12 protein-coding genes and 1 pseudogene are annotated in these 17,683 nt (G+C 43.1%); 12 read left to right on the top strand and 1 reads right to left on the bottom strand.

What is annotated here, in order from left to right; all coding sequences use genetic code 11:
• The 4 genes and pseudogenes from CGSMWGV1500E_RS06455 to CGSMWGV1500E_RS03605 all read left to right on the top strand — a co-directional run.
• Window positions 1-891 (top strand): annotated as a pseudogene (locus CGSMWGV1500E_RS06455) (hypothetical protein); the annotation flags it as partial.
• A gap of 164 nt (window positions 892-1,055) precedes the next feature.
• The gene (locus tag CGSMWGV1500E_RS03595; RefSeq protein WP_004127700.1) at window positions 1,056-2,426 is read left to right on the top strand and encodes an ABC transporter permease; all 1,371 of its coding nucleotides are present in this window, start codon (window positions 1,056-1,058) and stop codon (window positions 2,424-2,426) included.
• A 69-nt stretch (window positions 2,427-2,495) separates the two neighbouring features.
• A complete protein-coding gene (locus CGSMWGV1500E_RS03600; protein ID WP_004127697.1) occupies window positions 2,496-3,830 on the top strand; it encodes an ABC transporter permease in 1,335 nt (444 codons plus the stop codon).
• A 105-nt stretch (window positions 3,831-3,935) separates the two neighbouring features.
• Window positions 3,936-4,577, top strand: coding sequence for an ABC transporter ATP-binding protein (locus CGSMWGV1500E_RS03605; protein WP_004127694.1), 642 nt, complete (start codon window positions 3,936-3,938; stop codon window positions 4,575-4,577).
• A gap of 84 nt (window positions 4,578-4,661) precedes the next feature.
• On the opposite strand, the gene glnA is transcribed toward CGSMWGV1500E_RS03605, so the two are convergent.
• On the bottom strand, window positions 4,662-6,098 hold the full coding sequence (glnA, locus tag CGSMWGV1500E_RS03610; protein ID WP_004127691.1) for a type I glutamate--ammonia ligase: 1,437 nt from the start codon (window positions 6,096-6,098) through the stop codon (window positions 4,662-4,664).
• A gap of 237 nt (window positions 6,099-6,335) precedes the next feature.
• On the opposite strand from glnA, the gene CGSMWGV1500E_RS03615 reads away from it, so the two are divergent.
• The 8 genes from CGSMWGV1500E_RS03615 to ftsH all read left to right on the top strand — a co-directional run bounded on the left by CGSMWGV1500E_RS03615 (window position 6,336) and on the right by ftsH (window position 17,582).
• Window positions 6,336-7,892 (top strand): AI-2E family transporter, encoded by a 1,557-nt coding sequence (locus tag CGSMWGV1500E_RS03615; protein ID WP_032843453.1) that lies wholly within the window; start codon window positions 6,336-6,338, stop codon window positions 7,890-7,892.
• Window positions 7,889-9,115, top strand: coding sequence for a glycosyltransferase family 2 protein (locus CGSMWGV1500E_RS03620; protein ID WP_004127686.1), 1,227 nt, complete (start codon window positions 7,889-7,891; stop codon window positions 9,113-9,115). Before CGSMWGV1500E_RS03615 ends, CGSMWGV1500E_RS03620 begins: the two co-directional genes overlap by 4 nt.
• Window positions 9,116-9,278: 163 nt before the next feature.
• On the top strand, window positions 9,279-10,178 hold the full coding sequence (locus CGSMWGV1500E_RS03625; RefSeq protein WP_050543260.1) for an ABC transporter ATP-binding protein: 900 nt from the start codon (window positions 9,279-9,281) through the stop codon (window positions 10,176-10,178).
• A 20-nt stretch (window positions 10,179-10,198) separates the two neighbouring features.
• Window positions 10,199-11,851, top strand: a complete 1,653-nt coding sequence (locus tag CGSMWGV1500E_RS03630; RefSeq protein ID WP_004127673.1) for a hypothetical protein — start codon at window positions 10,199-10,201, stop codon at window positions 11,849-11,851.
• Window positions 11,852-11,925: 74 nt separating this feature from the next.
• The gene (locus CGSMWGV1500E_RS03635) at window positions 11,926-13,641 is read left to right on the top strand and encodes a D-alanyl-D-alanine carboxypeptidase/D-alanyl-D-alanine-endopeptidase (protein ID WP_004127671.1); all 1,716 of its coding nucleotides are present in this window, start codon (window positions 11,926-11,928) and stop codon (window positions 13,639-13,641) included.
• Between the two features lie 55 nt (window positions 13,642-13,696).
• Window positions 13,697-14,815, top strand: a complete 1,119-nt coding sequence (gene tilS, locus CGSMWGV1500E_RS03640; protein ID WP_032843449.1) for a tRNA lysidine(34) synthetase TilS — start codon at window positions 13,697-13,699, stop codon at window positions 14,813-14,815.
• Complete coding sequence (hpt, locus tag CGSMWGV1500E_RS03645) at window positions 14,790-15,344, top strand: hypoxanthine phosphoribosyltransferase (protein ID WP_004127665.1); 555 nt, start codon at window positions 14,790-14,792, stop codon at window positions 15,342-15,344. Before tilS ends, hpt begins: the two co-directional genes overlap by 26 nt.
• 90 nt (window positions 15,345-15,434) lie before the next feature.
• A complete protein-coding gene (gene ftsH / locus CGSMWGV1500E_RS03650; RefSeq protein WP_004127662.1) occupies window positions 15,435-17,582 on the top strand; it encodes an ATP-dependent zinc metalloprotease FtsH in 2,148 nt (715 codons plus the stop codon).
• The last annotated feature ends 101 nt before the right edge of the window (window positions 17,583-17,683 follow it).

The raw sequence follows: 17,683 nt of genomic DNA, 5'->3' as shown, positions 1-17,683 counted from the left end.
CATCCTATGCCAGGCAATCCTATGCAGGGTCGACCAGTCCAGATGCAAGGTCAGCCTATGCCAGGTCAGCCTATGCAAGGACGCCCTGGTCAGCCTATGCAGGGCCGTCCTGGTCAGCCAATGCAAGGACGCCCGGGTCAAATGCCTGGCCATCCAGGTCCTATGCCTGGTCGTCCAATGATGGGTCAACCTATGCAACAACCTATGCCAGGGCATCCAATGCCGGGCCAATTTGGTTTCCCTGCAAATCAGCCGCATCAAGGACAAGAAATTAACTTCTTCGTTTGGGTTATGAATGTTTTGAAGAATCCTTCTCGCCAATACAATGTGTCTATAGTGTATGCCGGTTGTGTTTTTGCTGTAAGTGCATTGTTATCTGGCATTCAGTCCTATTTAACAGCACACTATGGTGTGACTGCATTAAGTTCTTTGATTAACTCAGGTGGTAATTTTGGAACTTCGTTTGCGCAATCAACAAGTTTTGCAAGCGGAATGCCTCCTATTTCCGTCTTCTTTGCGCAGCTTGTGTCTTCAATTCTTTTCACATACATAACTTTCGCTGTGGCGATTATGGGTGCAAAAATGTTTGGAGACGAAATTCCTATTCCTATTTTGCATATGCAGTTTGCACACAAGATGATTCCTATAGTTGCAATTCAGATTTGCGCAGTGCTTCTAAGCGTTGTTACATTAGCAGTTCCTTCTATTTTTGTGCAGAGCTTTGCTTCAATTTTGTTGCTTCTTCTGCCGTTCTCGTTTGTAAGCCATTCGAGATACACGCGCAAGATGGACCGCGGATGGATGTGGATTATCTTCGTATTTACTGTGGTCGTTATTTTCGTTATTTTGTACGTAATGACTGCAGGAATAGTAGGAAGTATGATGCCTTAATGTTTCTTTAGCTAAGTAAAAAGCCGACCTTGCGAAATCGTAGGGCCGGCTTTTTGCATATAGCAATTATAAGTGTGCATATGTTATACTGGCATACTGTATGTTTGCATACTGTATGTTTTCATACTATATACAATTATTTTTTCGATGAGGAAAGGTAGTCGATGACGTTTATCTCTCGTGCAATACGCTACATTCTGAGGAAACGAATAAAAACATTAATAGTTTTCATTGTTCTATTTCTTATATCAACATTATTATTTGCAATTTCTGCCGTCTCGAGTGCTGCTAATAAAGAGGGGCAAAAAGTTGAAGCTCAAGCGGAATCTAGTTTCGTACTTGCAAATAATCCGCAAATAAATCCTGGAACTCCTAGAGGAGCTGGAACTGTAAAACCTAAAGATGTACAAGCAATCGCAAAGTTGCATGGAGTTGCATCGTACGTAGTTCGCCAAAATGTAACAGCGGATTTAGTTAATGCTAAAGCTGCGAGAATTCCAGGCGTTCAGGATTATGATCAAAAGCGTGAGCAGCAGTTTGGCAATGCAGTTAACATTGAGGGCACTAATAATTCTACAGGTCTTAATGCGTTTAGAACAAAAGCAATAACTGTGTCTAAAGGTAAGCATTTACACGCTAGTAATATTCACGCATCTCTTATTCATGAAGATCTCGCTAAAGCTAATGGGTTGAATGTAGGAGATACTCTTACGCTTCGCGCTAACCCTTACGATGCCGACAATATTAACCAATCAACCGCAACTGTAAAAACTCATATTGTTGGAATTTATTCTGGAGCAAATAAGCGTCAAGTTGCAACTAGGGCGGAACTGACTGCCAATATGGTTTATACGGATTTGCAGACTACGCGCGAATTGTATAAATATAAGCCAGGAAAAGAAATATATCAGGATGCAAGTTTTAGAGTAAAGCGCGGTGAGAATGCGGATAATATTATTGCGCAGGCTGCTAAATTGCCTATTGATTTGCAAAATTATCAGCTAACTCGTGACGATCAGTTTGTTACTGGATTATTGAGAATAGCTAAAGGCGTTCATTCAATGATGACTATTACGACGATTGCTGTAATATCTTTCGCTATTATTGCGCTTGGATTGGTGCTTTTGCTGTGGATGAATGAGCGACGCCATGAGATTGGTGTATTTACGGCGATTGGCAATAGCAAGCTGGTTATAGCTGGCCAGTACGTTACTGAGATTTTGCTTATTGCAATACCTTCGCTAGTTGTTGGATACTTTTTTGCAAAAATCATAGCTCCTTGGATGGGTACTGCTGCGCTCGGATCCGTAAAATCTGCGGCTGTTAATGATTTGAGCACTATGGGCCAAGCTGGTGGAAATCTTGAATCAACGCTGGCAACTAGAACTTTGGACAAACTTATAGTGCAAGTAGACTTGCAATGCTTTGTTGGAGTTTCTGCAATAGTATGTGCGGTAGTTATTGTTTCTGTAGTTTTGTCCTATTTGCCGATGATGTGCAAATCTCCTCGAGAACTGCTTGGATTGCAGAAGTAAAACTATTGCGTATTTTTAGCAAGTTTTAGCAAGTTCTAGAAAGTTTATAAAAGTTTATTGGGAATAATTATGATTGTTGATGTAATTTCTTTATGCTCTAGAGCATGGCTTGCAATATTTCGCAAGCCTCGGCGCAACGCAATAATTGTGCTGATTATGACTCTTGTTTTAAGCGCACTAGTTTCACAAGCTGGTATTAGTGCTTCTGTTGAGAGCGCTAGGGATCGACTTCAATCCAGTATTGCTTTAGGCTTTACTGTACGAGCAAAAACTCGAGGTGAAACTCTTCCAGAGAAAAGTAATGCAAATTCTAATTCCGAGACCAATCTCGATGCTAAAGTATCTAATTCCCCAATTCCGCAAGATTTAGCCGCGAATGAAGGAATTGACTCTAGTCAAATTCGTAAATTTGCTGCGATTTCGGGCGTAAAAAATGTAGTGGAAGAGCGCGATGTTTTAGCTACGCCTGTTGGAAAGCAAATTCTGCTTCCTTTGCAGGGTCCAAGACTAGACGATGATGTTTTGGCTCATGCTGCTGGAATTACTGGTACAACAGATTCTCGATTATCTCAAGGTTTTCAAGAAGGATTGTACCGTTTAATGCAGGGTGAGCATATTACTAATCGTTCTGCTGGTAGCGCAATAGTGCATCGTGATTTTGCTAAAAAGAATAATCTTAAGATTGGCTCTACTATAACTCTTAAGCAAGGTGTTAATGTAACAGTTCGCGTTGTTGGCATTTTTGCCGGCAAATTGCAAACTAAGGGAGCGCTTCCTTCGGATACGTCAGAAAATCGCATATTTACTGACTTAAGTTCGGCGTTATCTTTGGCTGGCTCTGCTAAGCGAAGTGTTTTGCGCTGTGCTGTTGAGCGTTCTGATTCGTTAGCTAGCGCAATACGCGATGCTAAAAGTATTTCTGGCGAGTGGGCGGATGTAGAGCAGAATGCTTCGCAATTGTCTGGTGTAATAACTTCAGTTAATTCTGTGCAACAACTTGTGCGAATGATTTTTGTTGCGCTAAGTTTTGTTGGCGTTTTAGTGCTTGGACTTGTACTAGTGTTCTGGGTTAGAGCGCGTATGCACGAGATTGGCGTACTTATGTCTATTGGATTGTCGAAAGCAGTAATAGTTAGCCAATTGCTTATTGAAATAGTGATACTCAACATTGTGTCATTCGTCATTTCGCTGGGATTAGGTGCTGCTTTTTCTGGCGTTATTGGTTCTGCGATTTTGCATAGTGTAAATTCGTCATTTATTGCGGATGGTGTTCCAGTATTGCCATTGACTCAAACATTTACCGCCTTTGTTATTGGTTTGTTTATTTCAATAGTTGCGCTAATTATTTCTGTACTGCCTATATTCATAAAGAAGCCTCGGCAAATACTAAGTGCTATGAGTTAGCAGAAATGTAGTTGCGTATGCGAATTTTCTACTAAAAGCGCAATCGCATAAATGAAACAAATCGTATAAATCATATTTAAATTATGTAAAAATAAGGAGCTTATTATGTCGGATTTATTGCAATTAAAAAATGTGAAGTACACTTACGGACCTGCAAATATTGCTGTATTAAATGACGTTAATGCGGAGTTTGAAACTGGCAAAATGTACAGCATTATGGGAGCTTCCGGAGCTGGAAAGTCTACGATGCTTTCGCTTTTAGCTGGATTAGATACTCCGTATAGTGGAGAAGTGCTTTTTAACGGTGAAAATATTGCAAAAACAGGATATTGTGATCATCGCAAAAAGCATATCTCGCTTGTTTTCCAGAATTTTAATCTTATTGACTATTTGACACCATTAGAAAATTTGCGATTAGTAAATTCGCGTGCGGACGCTCAAGTGCTAATAGATCTTGGGTTGACTGAGGAAGAAATAAATCGCAATATTACGCAGCTTTCCGGCGGACAGCAGCAGCGTGTTGCAATTGGGCGAGCATTGGTATCTTCTGCGCCGGTAATTTTGGCTGATGAGCCTACGGGAAGTCTTGATCCTGCCACGACTAAAGAAGTTATTTCAATATTAAAGAATCTTGCTATCAAGCATGGCAAATGTGTGATTGTTGTTACGCACGATTCGAAAGTTGCGTCTCAAGCTGATGTGAAATACGTGCTAGAAAATAAGAAGCTGACGCGACAATCTGCTTGAGCACAAAAAGCCGACCCCGCGAAATCGTAGGGCCGGCTTTTCGTTAGCTTAGATTAACTTAGCTTATCTTAACTTAACTGCAAATCAGATGTGGAAGTAAAGCTCATACTCCAAAGGCGTTGGAGCTAAGCGAGCCATATCCATTTCACCATGCTTCAAATCAAGCCAAGTATCAATCAAATCGCTTGTGAAAACATCTCCTTGCATAAGGAAGTCGTGATCTTCTTCCAAAGCCTGCAAAGCCTCACCAAGCGAAGAAGGAACCTGCTTAATTCCGTCATGTTCTTCTGGAGGAAGCTCATACAAATCCTTATCAACAGGGGCAGGAGGCTCAATGTGGTTCATAATGCCATCCAAGCCTGCCATCAGCTGAGCGGAGAATGCCAAGAATGGGTTGCAAGAAGGATCCGGAGCGCGGAACTCAATACGCTTAGCAGCAGGAGCATCTCCAGCAAGAGGAATACGAATAGCTGCAGAACGGTTACGAGCAGAGTAAACCAAGTTGACTGGAGCTTCGTAGCCTGGAACAAGGCGATGGTAAGAGTTAAGCGAAGGATTAGTAAAAGCAAGCACAGAAGAAGCGTGCTTAATCAAGCCGCCAATGTACCAGCGTGCAATATCAGAAAGCTGAGCGTAGCCGGTTTCTGCGTAGAACAATGGCTTGCCGTCCTTCCAAAGCGACTGATGGCAGTGCATACCAGTGCCATTATCTCCAGCAATTGGCTTAGGCATAAAGGTTGCAGCCTTACCAGCCAAAGCAGCAGTTTCGTGAACAACGTACTTGTACTTCATCAAATCGTCGCCAGCGTGAACAAGCGTATTGTAACGGTAGTTGATTTCCTGCTGACCTGCGCCGCCAACTTCGTGGTGAGAGCGCTCAAGAATCAAACCGACCTTTTGCAAGTTATAAACCATGTCATCGCGCAAATCCTGATTGTGATCTACTGGTGGCACAGGGAAGTAGCCGTGCTTTACGCGATTCTTAAAACCAATGTTGTTGCTGCCATCGTCTTCGGTATCAATTCCCGAATTCCAAGGAGCTTCGTTGGAGTCCACCTCGTAGAAGGAACGCTGCATGTCGTTTGCAAAACGAACCTTGTCGAAAATAAAGAACTCTGCTTCCGGTGCAAAGCTTGCGGTATCTGCAATTCCGGTAGCCTTCAAATAAGCTTCAGCTTTAATAGCAACCTGACGAGGATCCCTAGAATAAGGCTCGTCTGTTACAGGATCGACAATCGAAAAAGCAACGTTCAAAGTCTTATGCTTGCGGAATGGATCAATGTAGGCAGTATCAACATCCGGAATAAGCTTCATATCGGATTCGTTAATAGCTTGGAAGCCCTGCATTGAGGAGCCGTCGAAAGCCATTCCGTCAGTAAATGCGCTGTGCAAGAACTCGTCGGCTGGAACTGTAAAATGCTGCTGCACGCCAATCAAATCAGTAAATCGCACAGAAACATACTCGATGCCTTCCTTTTCAATAAGGGCTGCTGCATCTTCTTTCGTTTGCAAAGTGGTCATGGAAACACATTCCTTTCTTAAAACTCATTAACGAGTTTAGAACTTTAGATTTATTTTTGGATTTCAGCGACTCGACTATCTCGTTACGTTTGTGTTACATGCTGTTGTTTTTATGTACGCGCCGTTACATGCCGTAAATACTGTTCATCAGTTCGCACAAGTACAATAGTGCGTATGACGTATCAAGAGCCGCAATCGCAGTCGCAATCGCAATCTCAGTCGCCGCGTGAGCATGAAATGCATAATCCAAGTGAGCATAGCGGGAATAAGTTAGATTTAGCTTCGCTTTTTCCTGCAAAGGGTGACGATAGGCGTCCGCCAGACTGGCTTGGCCGCGCGCTTATTTACGTTGCGATTGTTGCTTTTGTGTCTATTTTCTTATGGTTTGCATGGGGAAGCATTTCCTTCATTGTTTTCGACGTTATTATTTCGATTTTTATAGCGCTCGCAATGGAGCCTCTTGTAATCAAATTAGTTAGGCATGGTTGGCGTCGTGGTGTTGCTTCCGGTTTTACGCTAACAGGTCTTCTTGCTATTATTGGCTTACTTTTGGGCTTGTTTGGTAATTTGTTTGCTCAGCAGGCTGTTTCTATGGCTTTGGGTTTGCCAGATTTATACAATCAGTTTGCTGGATTTGTGCTTCATTCCACTGGTTTTAGAATGCCGAATATTGAGCAGCTTGGTATGGAAATTTTGAAGCATGTGCAGACTTCTTGGGTTGTTGATTTTGCTGGTCAAGCTTTGAATACCACTTGGGGTGTGCTTACCTTCTTGCTTGATTTGCTCACAATTCTTATGGTGACTTATTACATTTCTGCAGCCGGCCCTAAAATGCGCAGAAGCATGTGCCGCTGGATGAATCCTCAGTCTCAGCGCAGATTCCTATTTATTTGGTCGGTTGTGCAGGAGCAGATTTCCAGCTTCCTGTTTTCGCGAATTATTTTAGCCGCAATCAACGCAGCTGGAATCGCAATTTTCCTCGTAATAATGGGCGTTCCTTACTGGTTGCCTTTGTCTTTGTTCTGCGGAATTGTTTCGCAATTTGTACCAACTGTTGGTACTTATCTTGGTGGAGCGTTGCCGATTCTTTTTGCTTGGGGTTCTAAAGGTTTTGGTGCAGCTCTTGCAACGTTAATTTTTATTACGATTTATCAGCAGATTGAAAATATGGTGATTTCTCCTAAGATTTCCGAAAAAACTATGGATTTGAATCCTGCTGTTGCGTTTCTTTCTGTTCTTATATTGGGCGCTGTTTTTGGTGCTCTTGGAGCGTTCTTGGCTTTGCCGGTTACTGCAAGTTTGCAGGCGATTTTTAAGGTTTGCACGAAGCAGTATCATTTGGTTTCTTCGCCTCTTATGGACGATCCAAAGCCTGAGCATAAGTCGATTATGGTAAAGTGCTTTGAATCTATTAGACGCAACTTCATGAAGCCTGTAAGCGATAGTGTTCAGCGTGTTATGAAGGGCACAAGTTCGCGCGTTTCTATGAATGAAGATATTTTGTACTGGTACAAGCAAGCGTATGTTGCTGATTCGGAAGATGTGAATGACGATAACGCAACTTCTTCTGATTCGGATCAGCTTGATGCGTTAGAAACGATGCCGATTTCGCGCGAAATATTAGATCAAGTAAATAAAGATGTTGCTTTGAATAGTAGGAAGCGCGTGAATCACAAGAAACTAACTGGTAGCCAGCAGCGAGCTAGTGGTAAGCAGCGTGCTAGTAGCGAAAAAAATACTAAAAACGTAAAAAATAACGTAAAAAATAATCCACGGAGCGGTTGGAAGCAATGATTTTTCTATCAATATTTGACGTATTAGTAATAATTATCGGCATAAGCAGCGTTGTATACCAGGGTGTGTGTGCTGTGGCGTCGCTATTTGCTAAGCCTATTGTTTTTCCAGACGCTCCAATGGATAAGCATTACGCAGTTCTTATTTCTGCCCGAAATGAGGAAGCTGTAATAGGAAATCTTATTCACTGTATTCAAACGCAAACCTACCCGCATAATCTAATTGATATTTGGCTTGTGGCCGACAATTGCACAGACGAAACCGCTAAAGTTGGGCGAGATGCCGGCTGCAATGTAATCGAGCGCTTCGATAAAGAGCATATTGGCAAGGGTTTTGCGCTCAGCTATTTGCTTGACCACATTATGAAAATTTGTGCGGATAAGGTTTATGACGCGTATTTTGTTTTTGACGCGGATAATAAGCTAGATCCTCACTATTTTGAGGAGATGAATAAGGGATTCCACGCTGGCTACCAGATTTTAACCAGCTACCGAAATTCCGTAAATCTTTCCGACAATTGGGTTTCTTCCGGATCTGCGCTTTGGTTTATTCGAGAGTCGCGCTTTACTAACAATTCGCGCATGCTTTTTGGGTCAAGCTGTCACGCAGGTGGCACAGGCTTCATGTTCTCGCGTGAAATTATGCACAGAAATCGCGGATGGAAATTCCATCTTCTTACCGAAGATCTTGAGTTTACAATGGATTCAATTCTTCACGGAGACAAGGTTGGCTACTGCGGTTCTGCTGTGCTTTACGACGAGCAGCCAGTGTCGTTTAGGCAAAGTTGGAGACAGCGCCTTCGCTGGAGTAAAGGCTTTTTGCAAGTCTTCCGCTACTATGGAGCAGCTCTTATTCGCCACGGTATTCGAGAACGCGATTTTTCGTCCGTTGACTTTACTCTTATGCTTTGCCCGTTTATGGTGTTGGCGATTGTGCGATTAATTTTGGGATTCGTGTTTGCTGCCTTCGGCTTTGTAACGTGGACGAGTCAAATAGAGTCTTCGCTAAACCTTATAACCACTACTGTTACAAGCGTTTTTGGAATGATGGTGTTCGTGTCTCTTACGATTTTAGTTGAGCACGATAAGCTTGGGGCCACGAATAAGGAGCTGTTTGCGTACGCTCTTAGCTTCCCGATTTTTATGCTTTCGTACGTGCCTATTGCGTTCCAGGCTATTTTCTCCAAGAGCGAGTGGAAGCCGATTCAGCACACCGGTCACTGAGCGAAAGAATCAAATTCTCTAGTGTGGCGCGAGTTTCTTGCTTGCTGTGGCGCGATTGCGCAAAAATTGCGAGTGTGAGATAATAGAAGCCCTGGTGTAAACGTGCGATTGCGCAATTAATGTGGCGCAATGCGTGCGTTTATCTGTATCTTGCGAGGTTTCTATGGTAGATTCTGTTCCTTATGCAAATCCTGCTGGCAGTGCTTCAGAAAGTGCTTCTGCTGGTAGCATTCCAGTTTTTGGCGCAAACACTTACGCCGCTGACAGCGAAGAAGTTCAAGCAGTTTCTATTCGCGGATTTGTTAAGACTTTTGGCAAAAAAGTTGCTGTAGATAATCTTTCGTTGAGCATTCCAGCAGGATCCTTCTACGGATTAGTAGGCCCTAATGGTGCTGGCAAAACCACTACGATTAAGATGCTTACGGGCTTGCTTATGCCAGATGCTGGCTCGGCTTCGATTTTTGGCAACGATGTTTGGAGTGACGTAAATAGCGCTAAGCGCGCAATCGGTTTAATGCCTCAAGCAGATGAGATTTTTAAGACGATTACCGGTCTTCAGCTTTTAACTTACGCTGGCATGCTTCGCGAGATGAGTCGCGCGGAATCCGTAAAGCGTGCAAACGACTTGCTTTCTGCTTTCGACTTAACAGAAGCCGCAAACACTATGGTTTCGGACTATTCAACTGGTATGACTAAGAAGATTTGCCTTGCAACAGCTATGATCCACAGCCCTCGCGTGCTTGTGCTCGATGAGCCTTTTGAGGCAGTGGACCCTGTTTCTAGCGCAAATTTGAAGGATATTCTCGCCGAATATGTTTCTACTGGCGGAACGGTGATTATTTCTTCGCACGTTATGGAATTAGTCGAAAAAATGTGCTCGCACGTGGCAATTATTAACGAAGGTCATGTTGCAGCTGCTGGAACTCTTGAAGAGGTGGCTCAAGGCAAGAATCTTGAAGATCGCTTTATGGAGCTTGTTGGCGGACGCCACGCTGCTGCGCGCATTGACTGGCTTAACGGCGGCAATAGCGCAACACCAATCGCAAGTAATTACAACGCGTGAGCGAAAGGCGGTAAGTAATCATGTCTATGATTTTTACAATGGTTCGCCTTCGCTGGGCGCTTACTTTTTCTGTTATGCGAAAGTCGATTTGGCAAAAAATCGGCTTTGGCATAGCAATTGTTTTTGGACTTGCGCTTATATGCGCTCTTGGTTTTGCAGGTTGGGAAGCAGGAAAGTATCTTGATCCAGGCATGCTTCCAGATACTAAAAATTGGCAGGAATTCCAAGCTCTTCCAATAATGGTTGCGTCTATTGTGTCAATTTTTACGCTTTTTATAAACCTGTTTATGTTTGGAAGTGACACAACACTAAAGTCGCGTAGTTTTGCGCTTTACGGTATTCCTTACGTAAAGCAGCAAGCTGGTATGCTTCTTGGCTCTCTTTTTGGAGCGCTTTCTATAAGCAGCACAATCGCGCTTGTTTTGTGGTCTTTAGCGTACCGAAGCTTTGGAATTGTGCCAGTTTTAGTAAGCGTAATCGCGGCTCCGCTTTACGTTGCAACAATCGTGTCTTTAAGCAAAATGCTTATTGAACTTTTAGACACTATTTTAATAAACAAGCATTCAAGAAACATTTTTTACTTTGCTATTTTTATAGCGTACATGATTTTTGTTGCATCAATGAACGGGCATGGTAGTTCACCAAATAAAATTTTGATCAGCTCAAGTTTGTGCTCTGTATCTGCTTTTACGCCATTAAGTGCAGCTATGGTTTTGCCGCTCGATGCTATTAATGGAAATTGGCTTGCCCTTGCTACTCGCTTCCTTATTTGCGTTGTAACAATTGCTGCTTGCTTTGCAATCTCTGTATTTTGTGCAAAATTAGAACCTAAGCTACTGCGCAGTGAACAAAAAACAGTTGTTAAAACTAAGGGAATTGGCTTATTTGCAGCAGTTCCAGACAACACAGTCGGTGCGATTATTGCGCGAATTATTAGCGTTATGAGAAGAGATATGCGCCAACTATTTTTGCTTCTTATGCCTCTTTTTATGCTGATAGTTCCAACTGCAAGTGTTGCTGGTGGCATAGGCTTTGAGAGTTTGGCAGATGGTTTAGGCGTATCTGGCTGGCTTATGTATGCTGCTTTGATGATTGGCATGGTTGTTGGAAACAATATTGCATACGATGGCACAGCTTTTACTATGCACGCGATTATTGGCGTAAAAGGCGTGAACGATCGATTAGCGCATTCAATAGTTTGGTCCGTGATTTGTGTTGTGTATTTTGTTCTTCTTGGAGTAGGATTTTACGTTTTCCTCTTCTTTGTAGCAAATATTCAACAAAGTGTAAATGCGTTTATGTTCCAGATTCTTTCACCAATCGGAGTAGCTTTTGCTTCCATAGGTATTGGCTCAGTTTCTTCGTGCATTGCAATGTACCCTGTGGCATCAATTGAAAAGCCATTTTCTAGGCCGCAAGGTTCTGCAGGCGCTAGATCCTTTGCGCCAATAGGTTTTACGCTTCTTGCTGCAGTATGCATGATTCCATCTATTGCTGCAGCTATGGCGTTTTTGGCTATTAACCCGAATCTTTTGTGGATTGCAAGCATTATGTTCATAGTGAACGGCGCAATTGTGCTGGTTGTTGGCGTAATTCTTGGTGGCAAAGTAATGGATAAGCGCATAATTCGCATTGTAGAAAACTTGCGCAGATTCGCCTCGATTACTGCGTAATTTACGCACGCTTTGTTGCAAGCGCAATGTATAGTTAAGCGCGGTATTTGCAATCGATTTAAAGGTGTGCTCGCATGGAAAGTAGTAAAGGCTCAAACGATGCCTTAAATACTCTTAATGCGAGTGCACAAAAATCGAGCGATTCTTTAGAACAAATCGATTCTAAAAAACCAAGCAAATATGCTGCTATGGTTTTAAGAAGCCAGTATCCATCTCGTTGGCGTTTTCTTATTGCAAGTTTGTCTGCAATACTTAGCCTTGTGATTATGGTTACTTATGTTTCGCTTGACGTATGCGATATTTTGCCAGGTCCGTTAACTTTGCGCTTGCAACACAAATCAACTGTTGTGTCTTCTCCGCGCGCTTTGCTTAGTGTTCCTTCTTTAGCAAAAGGTGCAACTTACGGAAAGCCTATTAATCGCGAGCAATCTCAGAAGCTTATTGACGCTTTAATTGCTGATCCTTCAATAAGTGATAATACTTCTGTAGTAATCATGGATGCTAATGGAAGTGTGATTGCTTCTCACGAAGCGAATACTCCTCGAGAACCTGCGTCAACTCTTAAAACCCTAACTGCAGCCGTTGCTTCAAGAACTTTGGATATGGGTTCAACTCTTGATACTCAAGTATTTTTGCTGCCTAAATCAGCTAAAGATTCTGAGCAATCTTCCGGCTCAAAGTCAGGCTCAAACTTACGTAAAATTGTGCTTCGCGGCAATGGTGATATGCTTCTTGGGGTTGGTGAAAACGACTGGTCTCACGTAAACGGTAGGGCTGGTTTAACAACTTTAGCTAAAAGAACTGCAGCCGCCTTAAAGCTCGATAATATTCACGAAGTTTCTCTTTCGCTTGATGATTCGCTTTTTGGTGCAAAGCGCGCTCCTGCTCTTGTTTATGAAACGGATACTGAACGCCGTTTTTATGCCGAAACTTCGTCTATGGCTATTGATGATGCTCGACAGCGTGATCTTCAAATTCTTGGTATTGATGCCGATGCAATAACAGATTTTCCGCTTTCGGATCCTCATCCTGCTTTAAGCGTAGGCCAAGTTTTTGCAAGGTTGCTTATTAAGCAAGGAATTGAAGTACGAAATTATTCCGAGAAAACAGATAAAAAAGCGGAAAATTCTACTGAAAACTCCTCGAATAATAGCAAAAATTCCGAAGATGAAAATAAGTCGGAAGATTCTCAAAATCCTGAAATTGAAGTAAGCGAAACGCGCCCGCTAATATCCGAAAATTCGCGTCTTCTTGCGCAAGTTTCTTCAGCGCCTCTTAATGAAGTTATGTCTTATATGCTTCGACTTTCAGATAACACGTTGGCGGAAGAATTTGGCCGTTTAACTGCTATTGCGTCTCATAAAAGCAATTCTCCGAAAGGTGCGGTTCAAGCGGTAGAAGAAGGCTTGCGTAAGCTTAAAATCAGCACGCGCGGATTGAATATGTCTGATTGTTCGGGATTATCTCCAAAATCTCATGTTCTTGTTACAACTTTGGCAAAAGTTCAGGTGCTAAATATTAATGCAGATTCTGGGGGAGCTGCTTCTTCTGAAGGATTGTCCTTGCCGGGCTTAGTTGGCACTTCTCGAAAGCGTTTGGCGGATGAGTCCGCTGCAGGACTTTTGCGCGTAAAAACCGGTTCCTTAAGCGAAGTAAGTTCCATGTCTGGAAACGTATCTCGAAAAAGCGGTGGCGTTTTAACTTTCGCTGTTGTTGCAAATCAACCCTACGATTTTTGGGGAGCCTTTGTGGCGATTAACAAGTTCATGGCTCAGCTTCCAAACCTCTAATATTTAATATTTTACTTGGTTATTTTCTGCTACTAATCGCGCTAAACTAGACGATATGGTTTACTCGTCTTGTATGTGCGCAGGAATCGGCGCAATAAATCGTTGCTTCGACAAGCTTTCGCTTCAAAGCCAGGATTCGTGTTTTAATGAGCACGGCACGCATGAGACTGCACTCGATGCTCCTCTAGTTCTTGTAGCTTGCTCCGGAGGCAGGGATTCTCTTGCTCTTACAGCGCTTAGTTCTATTGTTTGCGCGTCTCGAGGGCTTCGTTGCGGCGTAGTAATTGTTGACCACCATATTCAGCCTAATTCAACCCAAGTTGCTCTCGAGGCTGCTAAACGCTGTATTCAGGCTGGAATAAAAGAAAAATACGTTTTTATTAAGTCTGTTCAAGTAAAAGATTCTGGCGAAGGTGAAGAATCTGCAGCAAGGTTTGCGCGCTACGAAGCTATTATTGAAGTCGCAAAAATTCAGAAAGCAGCCGTAGTTCTACTAGCTCACACTGCTAACGATCAAGCAGAAACAGTGCTTATTGGATTAAAAGATTCTGCAGGATTAGAAGCAGTCGCTGGTATGAAAGCTGTAACTTTGCGCCAAAACGTGCGTTTTGCGCGTCCGCTTATTGAGCTTACTCGCAATCAAACTACTGGAATTTGTGAAGATTTGGGAATTTCTTGGTGGGATGATCCTACTAATGGAGACACGTCTGCACAAAATCTTGAACTTTGCGAAAATTACCCTTTGCGCTCTAGGATTAGACACACTCTTATGCCTTATATTTCTCGCTTTTTACAAGCAGATATGGTGACTATACTTTCCCGAGGCGCCGATTTTGCTCAAGATGATCTTGACTACATAAATTCTAAAGTCGACGAAGCTTATGAAACTATTTTGCAAGCTAACGAAAAATCTCAAGAAATAGTTTTGGATGCAAAAAAATTATCGCAGTATCATCCTTCAATTCGCCGTCGTGTTATAGCAAGAGCTTTAACAGCGCTTTTACTGCGTTTTTCGTCAAGTCACATAAAAGCAATCGACGAACTTAGCGTAAATTGGCACGGACAAAAGCCTATTTCGTTACCTAATCATTATGAAGCGTTGCGGCACGCTCGTAACATCGTCATTCGTTTATGCCAAGATAGTGAACATGCAAGTTGCAGATATACGAGATGACATTGACTATGAATTAATCAGCCACGAAGACCTTATGAAGCGTATTCGTGAGGTTGCAAAGCAAGTGAGCGAAGATTACAAAAATCGTAATATTTTGCTCGTAGCAGTGCTTAAAGGCGCTGTTAATACGCTTGCTGTTTTTTCTCAAGAGCTGAGCGTTAATGCGCCAATGGACTTTATGAGTTTGTCAAGTTACGGCAGCGGTACTCAAACTAGCGGTCATATTAAAGTTCGCGAAGATTTGAGTACGGATGTTCGCGGCAAAGATATTCTTATTGTTGAAGATATTGTTGATTCCGGTCGAACTCTCGATTGGTTGGTAAACGAGTTGAAGGGTCGCGGAGCTAACAGCGTTAAAGTTTTTGCGCTGCTAAGCAAACCAGCTCGCCGCGAAGTTGACGTTAAAATCGACTACACGGGATTTGAAATTCCGGATGCTTTCGTCGTCGGCTTTGGCATGGACTATGACGAACGTTACCGCAATCTCAATAGTATTGCAGTATTAAAGCCATCTGTTTATGGCAATTAAGCTTTGTGTATAGAGCTTACTTTATTCTTTATTCAAAATTCTTACCTGAATTTTTATAGAAATTGGGGAGTTTGAAAGGAGCCTTATTACATGGGCGCTTCTCCTATGACACCGCAAGGCCCAATGGGCGGTCCTGGGCGCGGAAATAACGGAAATAATCCGTTCTTAACCCCGCTAAACCCTAGGAATTCGCGAAATAACGGCCAGCGTAACAACAATAAAGGCAATAATGACGGCAATGACGGCAATGATGGCAACAATAAGTCTCGTCGCCCGATCTGGCAGTCTCCATGGACGTGGATTGTTCTGCTAGTACTTCTTGCTGTAGTCGGCTTCCAAATGTTTGCAAAAACAGGTTCGCAAACTATTGATACCCAAGACGGTATTGAGTTATTGCGCTCACATAAAGCAAACTATGCCGAAGTTATTGATAACAAGCAGCTTGTGAAGCTTACTTTAGACAAAAAGTTTAGTAAGTATAGTAAGCGAGATAAGCAGAAGCATGATTACGGCAAGGACGTGCAATTCTACTACACTATTGCTCAAGGTAAGTCGATTATTCAGGAAGTTGAAAAAGCTAAGCCGTCTAATGGTTGGACTGCAAACTTGCAATCTTCTGGAATTTTCTCCTATCTTGTTACTTCGCTTGTGCCTATTCTTTTCTTCCTTGGCATGATTTGGTTCATGTTTAGTCGCATTGGCGGTTCCGGCGGCGGAATGCTTGGAATGGGCGGCGGTCGTGGCCGCGGAAAGCTTGTTGAAGGTCAGACTCCTAAGACTAAGTTTGCGGATGTTGCTGGCGAGCAGGCTGCTGTTGAAGAGGTTGAGGAGATTAAGGACTTCTTAAAGGATCCTTCACGCTACAAGGCTTTGGGTGCGCGTATTCCTCGAGGCGTTCTTCTTTACGGTCCTCCAGGAACTGGTAAAACATTGCTTGCGCGCGCTATTGCAGGCGAAGCTGGAGTGCCGTTCTACGCAATGGCAGGTTCTGACTTTGTTGAAATGTTCGTTGGTCTTGGTGCTTCGCGTGTTCGTGAGCTTTTTGACGAGGCTAAGAAGAACGCTCCTGCAATAATCTTTATTGATGAGATTGATGCTGTTGGTCGTCGCCGTGGAAGCGGTATGACTGGCGGTCACGATGAGCGTGAGCAGACACTTAATCAGCTGCTTGTTGAAATGGACGGATTTGACAACGACACTAATTTGATTATTATTGCCGCAACTAACCGTCCTGATGTGCTCGATTCTGCACTTCTTCGCCCAGGCCGCTTTGACCGTCAGGTGGCTGTTGAAGCTCCTGATTTGGAAGGCCGCGAAGCAATTTTGAAGGTTCATGCAAAGGGTAAGCCTTTTGTTCCAGATGTTGATCTTCATATGGTTGCTGTGCGCACTCCTGGTTTTACAGGTGCAGATTTAGCTAACGTTCTTAACGAGGCTGCTTTGCTTTGTGCTCGCTCTGGCGCGCAATACATTGATAATCGCGCTATTGATGAGGCAATTGACCGCGTTCAGGCTGGCCCTCGAAGGAAGTCTAAGGGCATGGCTTTGGACGAGTTGCGTAATACCGCTTACCATGAGGGTGGTCACGCTTTGGTTGCTGCGGCTTTGCATAATACGGATCCTGTTACAAAGGTGACTATTTTGCCACGAGGCCACGCGCTTGGCTACACGGCTGTTATGCCAACTACGGATCGTTATTCCCAGTCGCGAAACGAGCTTCTTGATCAAATGGCTTATGCTATGGGCGGTCGTACGGCTGAGGAAGTTGTGTTCCACGATCCAACAACCGGAGCTTCTAACGATATTGAAAAAGCTACGGCTATTGCTCGCAAGATGGTTGTGGAGTTTGGTTTCTCTGCAAAGCTTGGAGCAGTTAAGTGGATGGACGCGGACGATGACGCTTCCGGATCTCTTGACTCTTTGCAGCCACGCAAGTTCTCGAACCGCACGGCTGAAGTTATTGATGAGGAAGTTCATAAGCTTATTGAAACTGCTCATACTGAAGCGTGGGAGATTATTAACAATAATCGCGACGTTTTAGACGAGCTGGTTCGTCAGCTTCTTGAAAAAGAAACGCTTAACGAGAAGGAGCTTAAGGAAATCTTTAGTAAGATTCGCAAGGCTCCGGAGCGTACTCTTTGGCTTTCTAACGATCAGCGTCCGGATTCAGATATTCCGCCTGTGGAAATTCCGGAAAGTTTAAGACGAAATGTAGAAGGAAAATCTAATCAAAATTAGGTATTTTCTTTTTGCATCTAGTAGAATGTAACAAAACGCTGGTTTGTACAAACAAAGTCGAAAACAAAGTCGAAAACAAAAGCGCAAATCAAAAGTAAAAC

The sequence above is a fragment of the Gardnerella vaginalis 1500E genome (assembly GCF_000263595.1).
GTDB classification, from domain to species: domain Bacteria; phylum Actinomycetota; class Actinomycetes; order Actinomycetales; family Bifidobacteriaceae; genus Bifidobacterium; species Bifidobacterium vaginale_E.
This window is presented reverse-complemented; position numbering and strand designations above follow the sequence as displayed.

What these genes read in the sequence shown, in the direction of transcription:
- CGSMWGV1500E_RS03595 (WP_004127700.1), top strand. Translation starts at nt 1,056, where the DNA reads ATGACGTTTATCTCTCGTGCAATACGCTACATTCTGAGGAAACGAATA.
- CGSMWGV1500E_RS03600 (WP_004127697.1), top strand. Translation starts at nt 2,496, where the DNA reads ATGATTGTTGATGTAATTTCTTTATGCTCTAGAGCATGGCTTGCAATA.
- CGSMWGV1500E_RS03605 (WP_004127694.1), top strand. Translation starts at nt 3,936, where the DNA reads ATGTCGGATTTATTGCAATTAAAAAATGTGAAGTACACTTACGGACCT.
- glnA (WP_004127691.1), bottom strand. Translation starts at nt 6,098, where the DNA reads ATGACCACTTTGCAAACGAAAGAAGATGCAGCAGCCCTTATTGAAAAG.
- CGSMWGV1500E_RS03615 (WP_032843453.1), top strand. Translation starts at nt 6,336, where the DNA reads ATGCATAATCCAAGTGAGCATAGCGGGAATAAGTTAGATTTAGCTTCG.
- CGSMWGV1500E_RS03620 (WP_004127686.1), top strand. Translation starts at nt 7,889, where the DNA reads ATGATTTTTCTATCAATATTTGACGTATTAGTAATAATTATCGGCATA.
- CGSMWGV1500E_RS03625 (WP_050543260.1), top strand. Translation starts at nt 9,279, where the DNA reads ATGGTAGATTCTGTTCCTTATGCAAATCCTGCTGGCAGTGCTTCAGAA.
- CGSMWGV1500E_RS03630 (WP_004127673.1), top strand. Translation starts at nt 10,199, where the DNA reads ATGTCTATGATTTTTACAATGGTTCGCCTTCGCTGGGCGCTTACTTTT.
- CGSMWGV1500E_RS03635 (WP_004127671.1), top strand. Translation starts at nt 11,926, where the DNA reads ATGGAAAGTAGTAAAGGCTCAAACGATGCCTTAAATACTCTTAATGCG.
- tilS (WP_032843449.1), top strand. Translation starts at nt 13,697, where the DNA reads ATGGTTTACTCGTCTTGTATGTGCGCAGGAATCGGCGCAATAAATCGT.
- hpt (WP_004127665.1), top strand. Translation starts at nt 14,790, where the DNA reads ATGCAAGTTGCAGATATACGAGATGACATTGACTATGAATTAATCAGC.
- ftsH (WP_004127662.1), top strand. Translation starts at nt 15,435, where the DNA reads ATGGGCGCTTCTCCTATGACACCGCAAGGCCCAATGGGCGGTCCTGGG.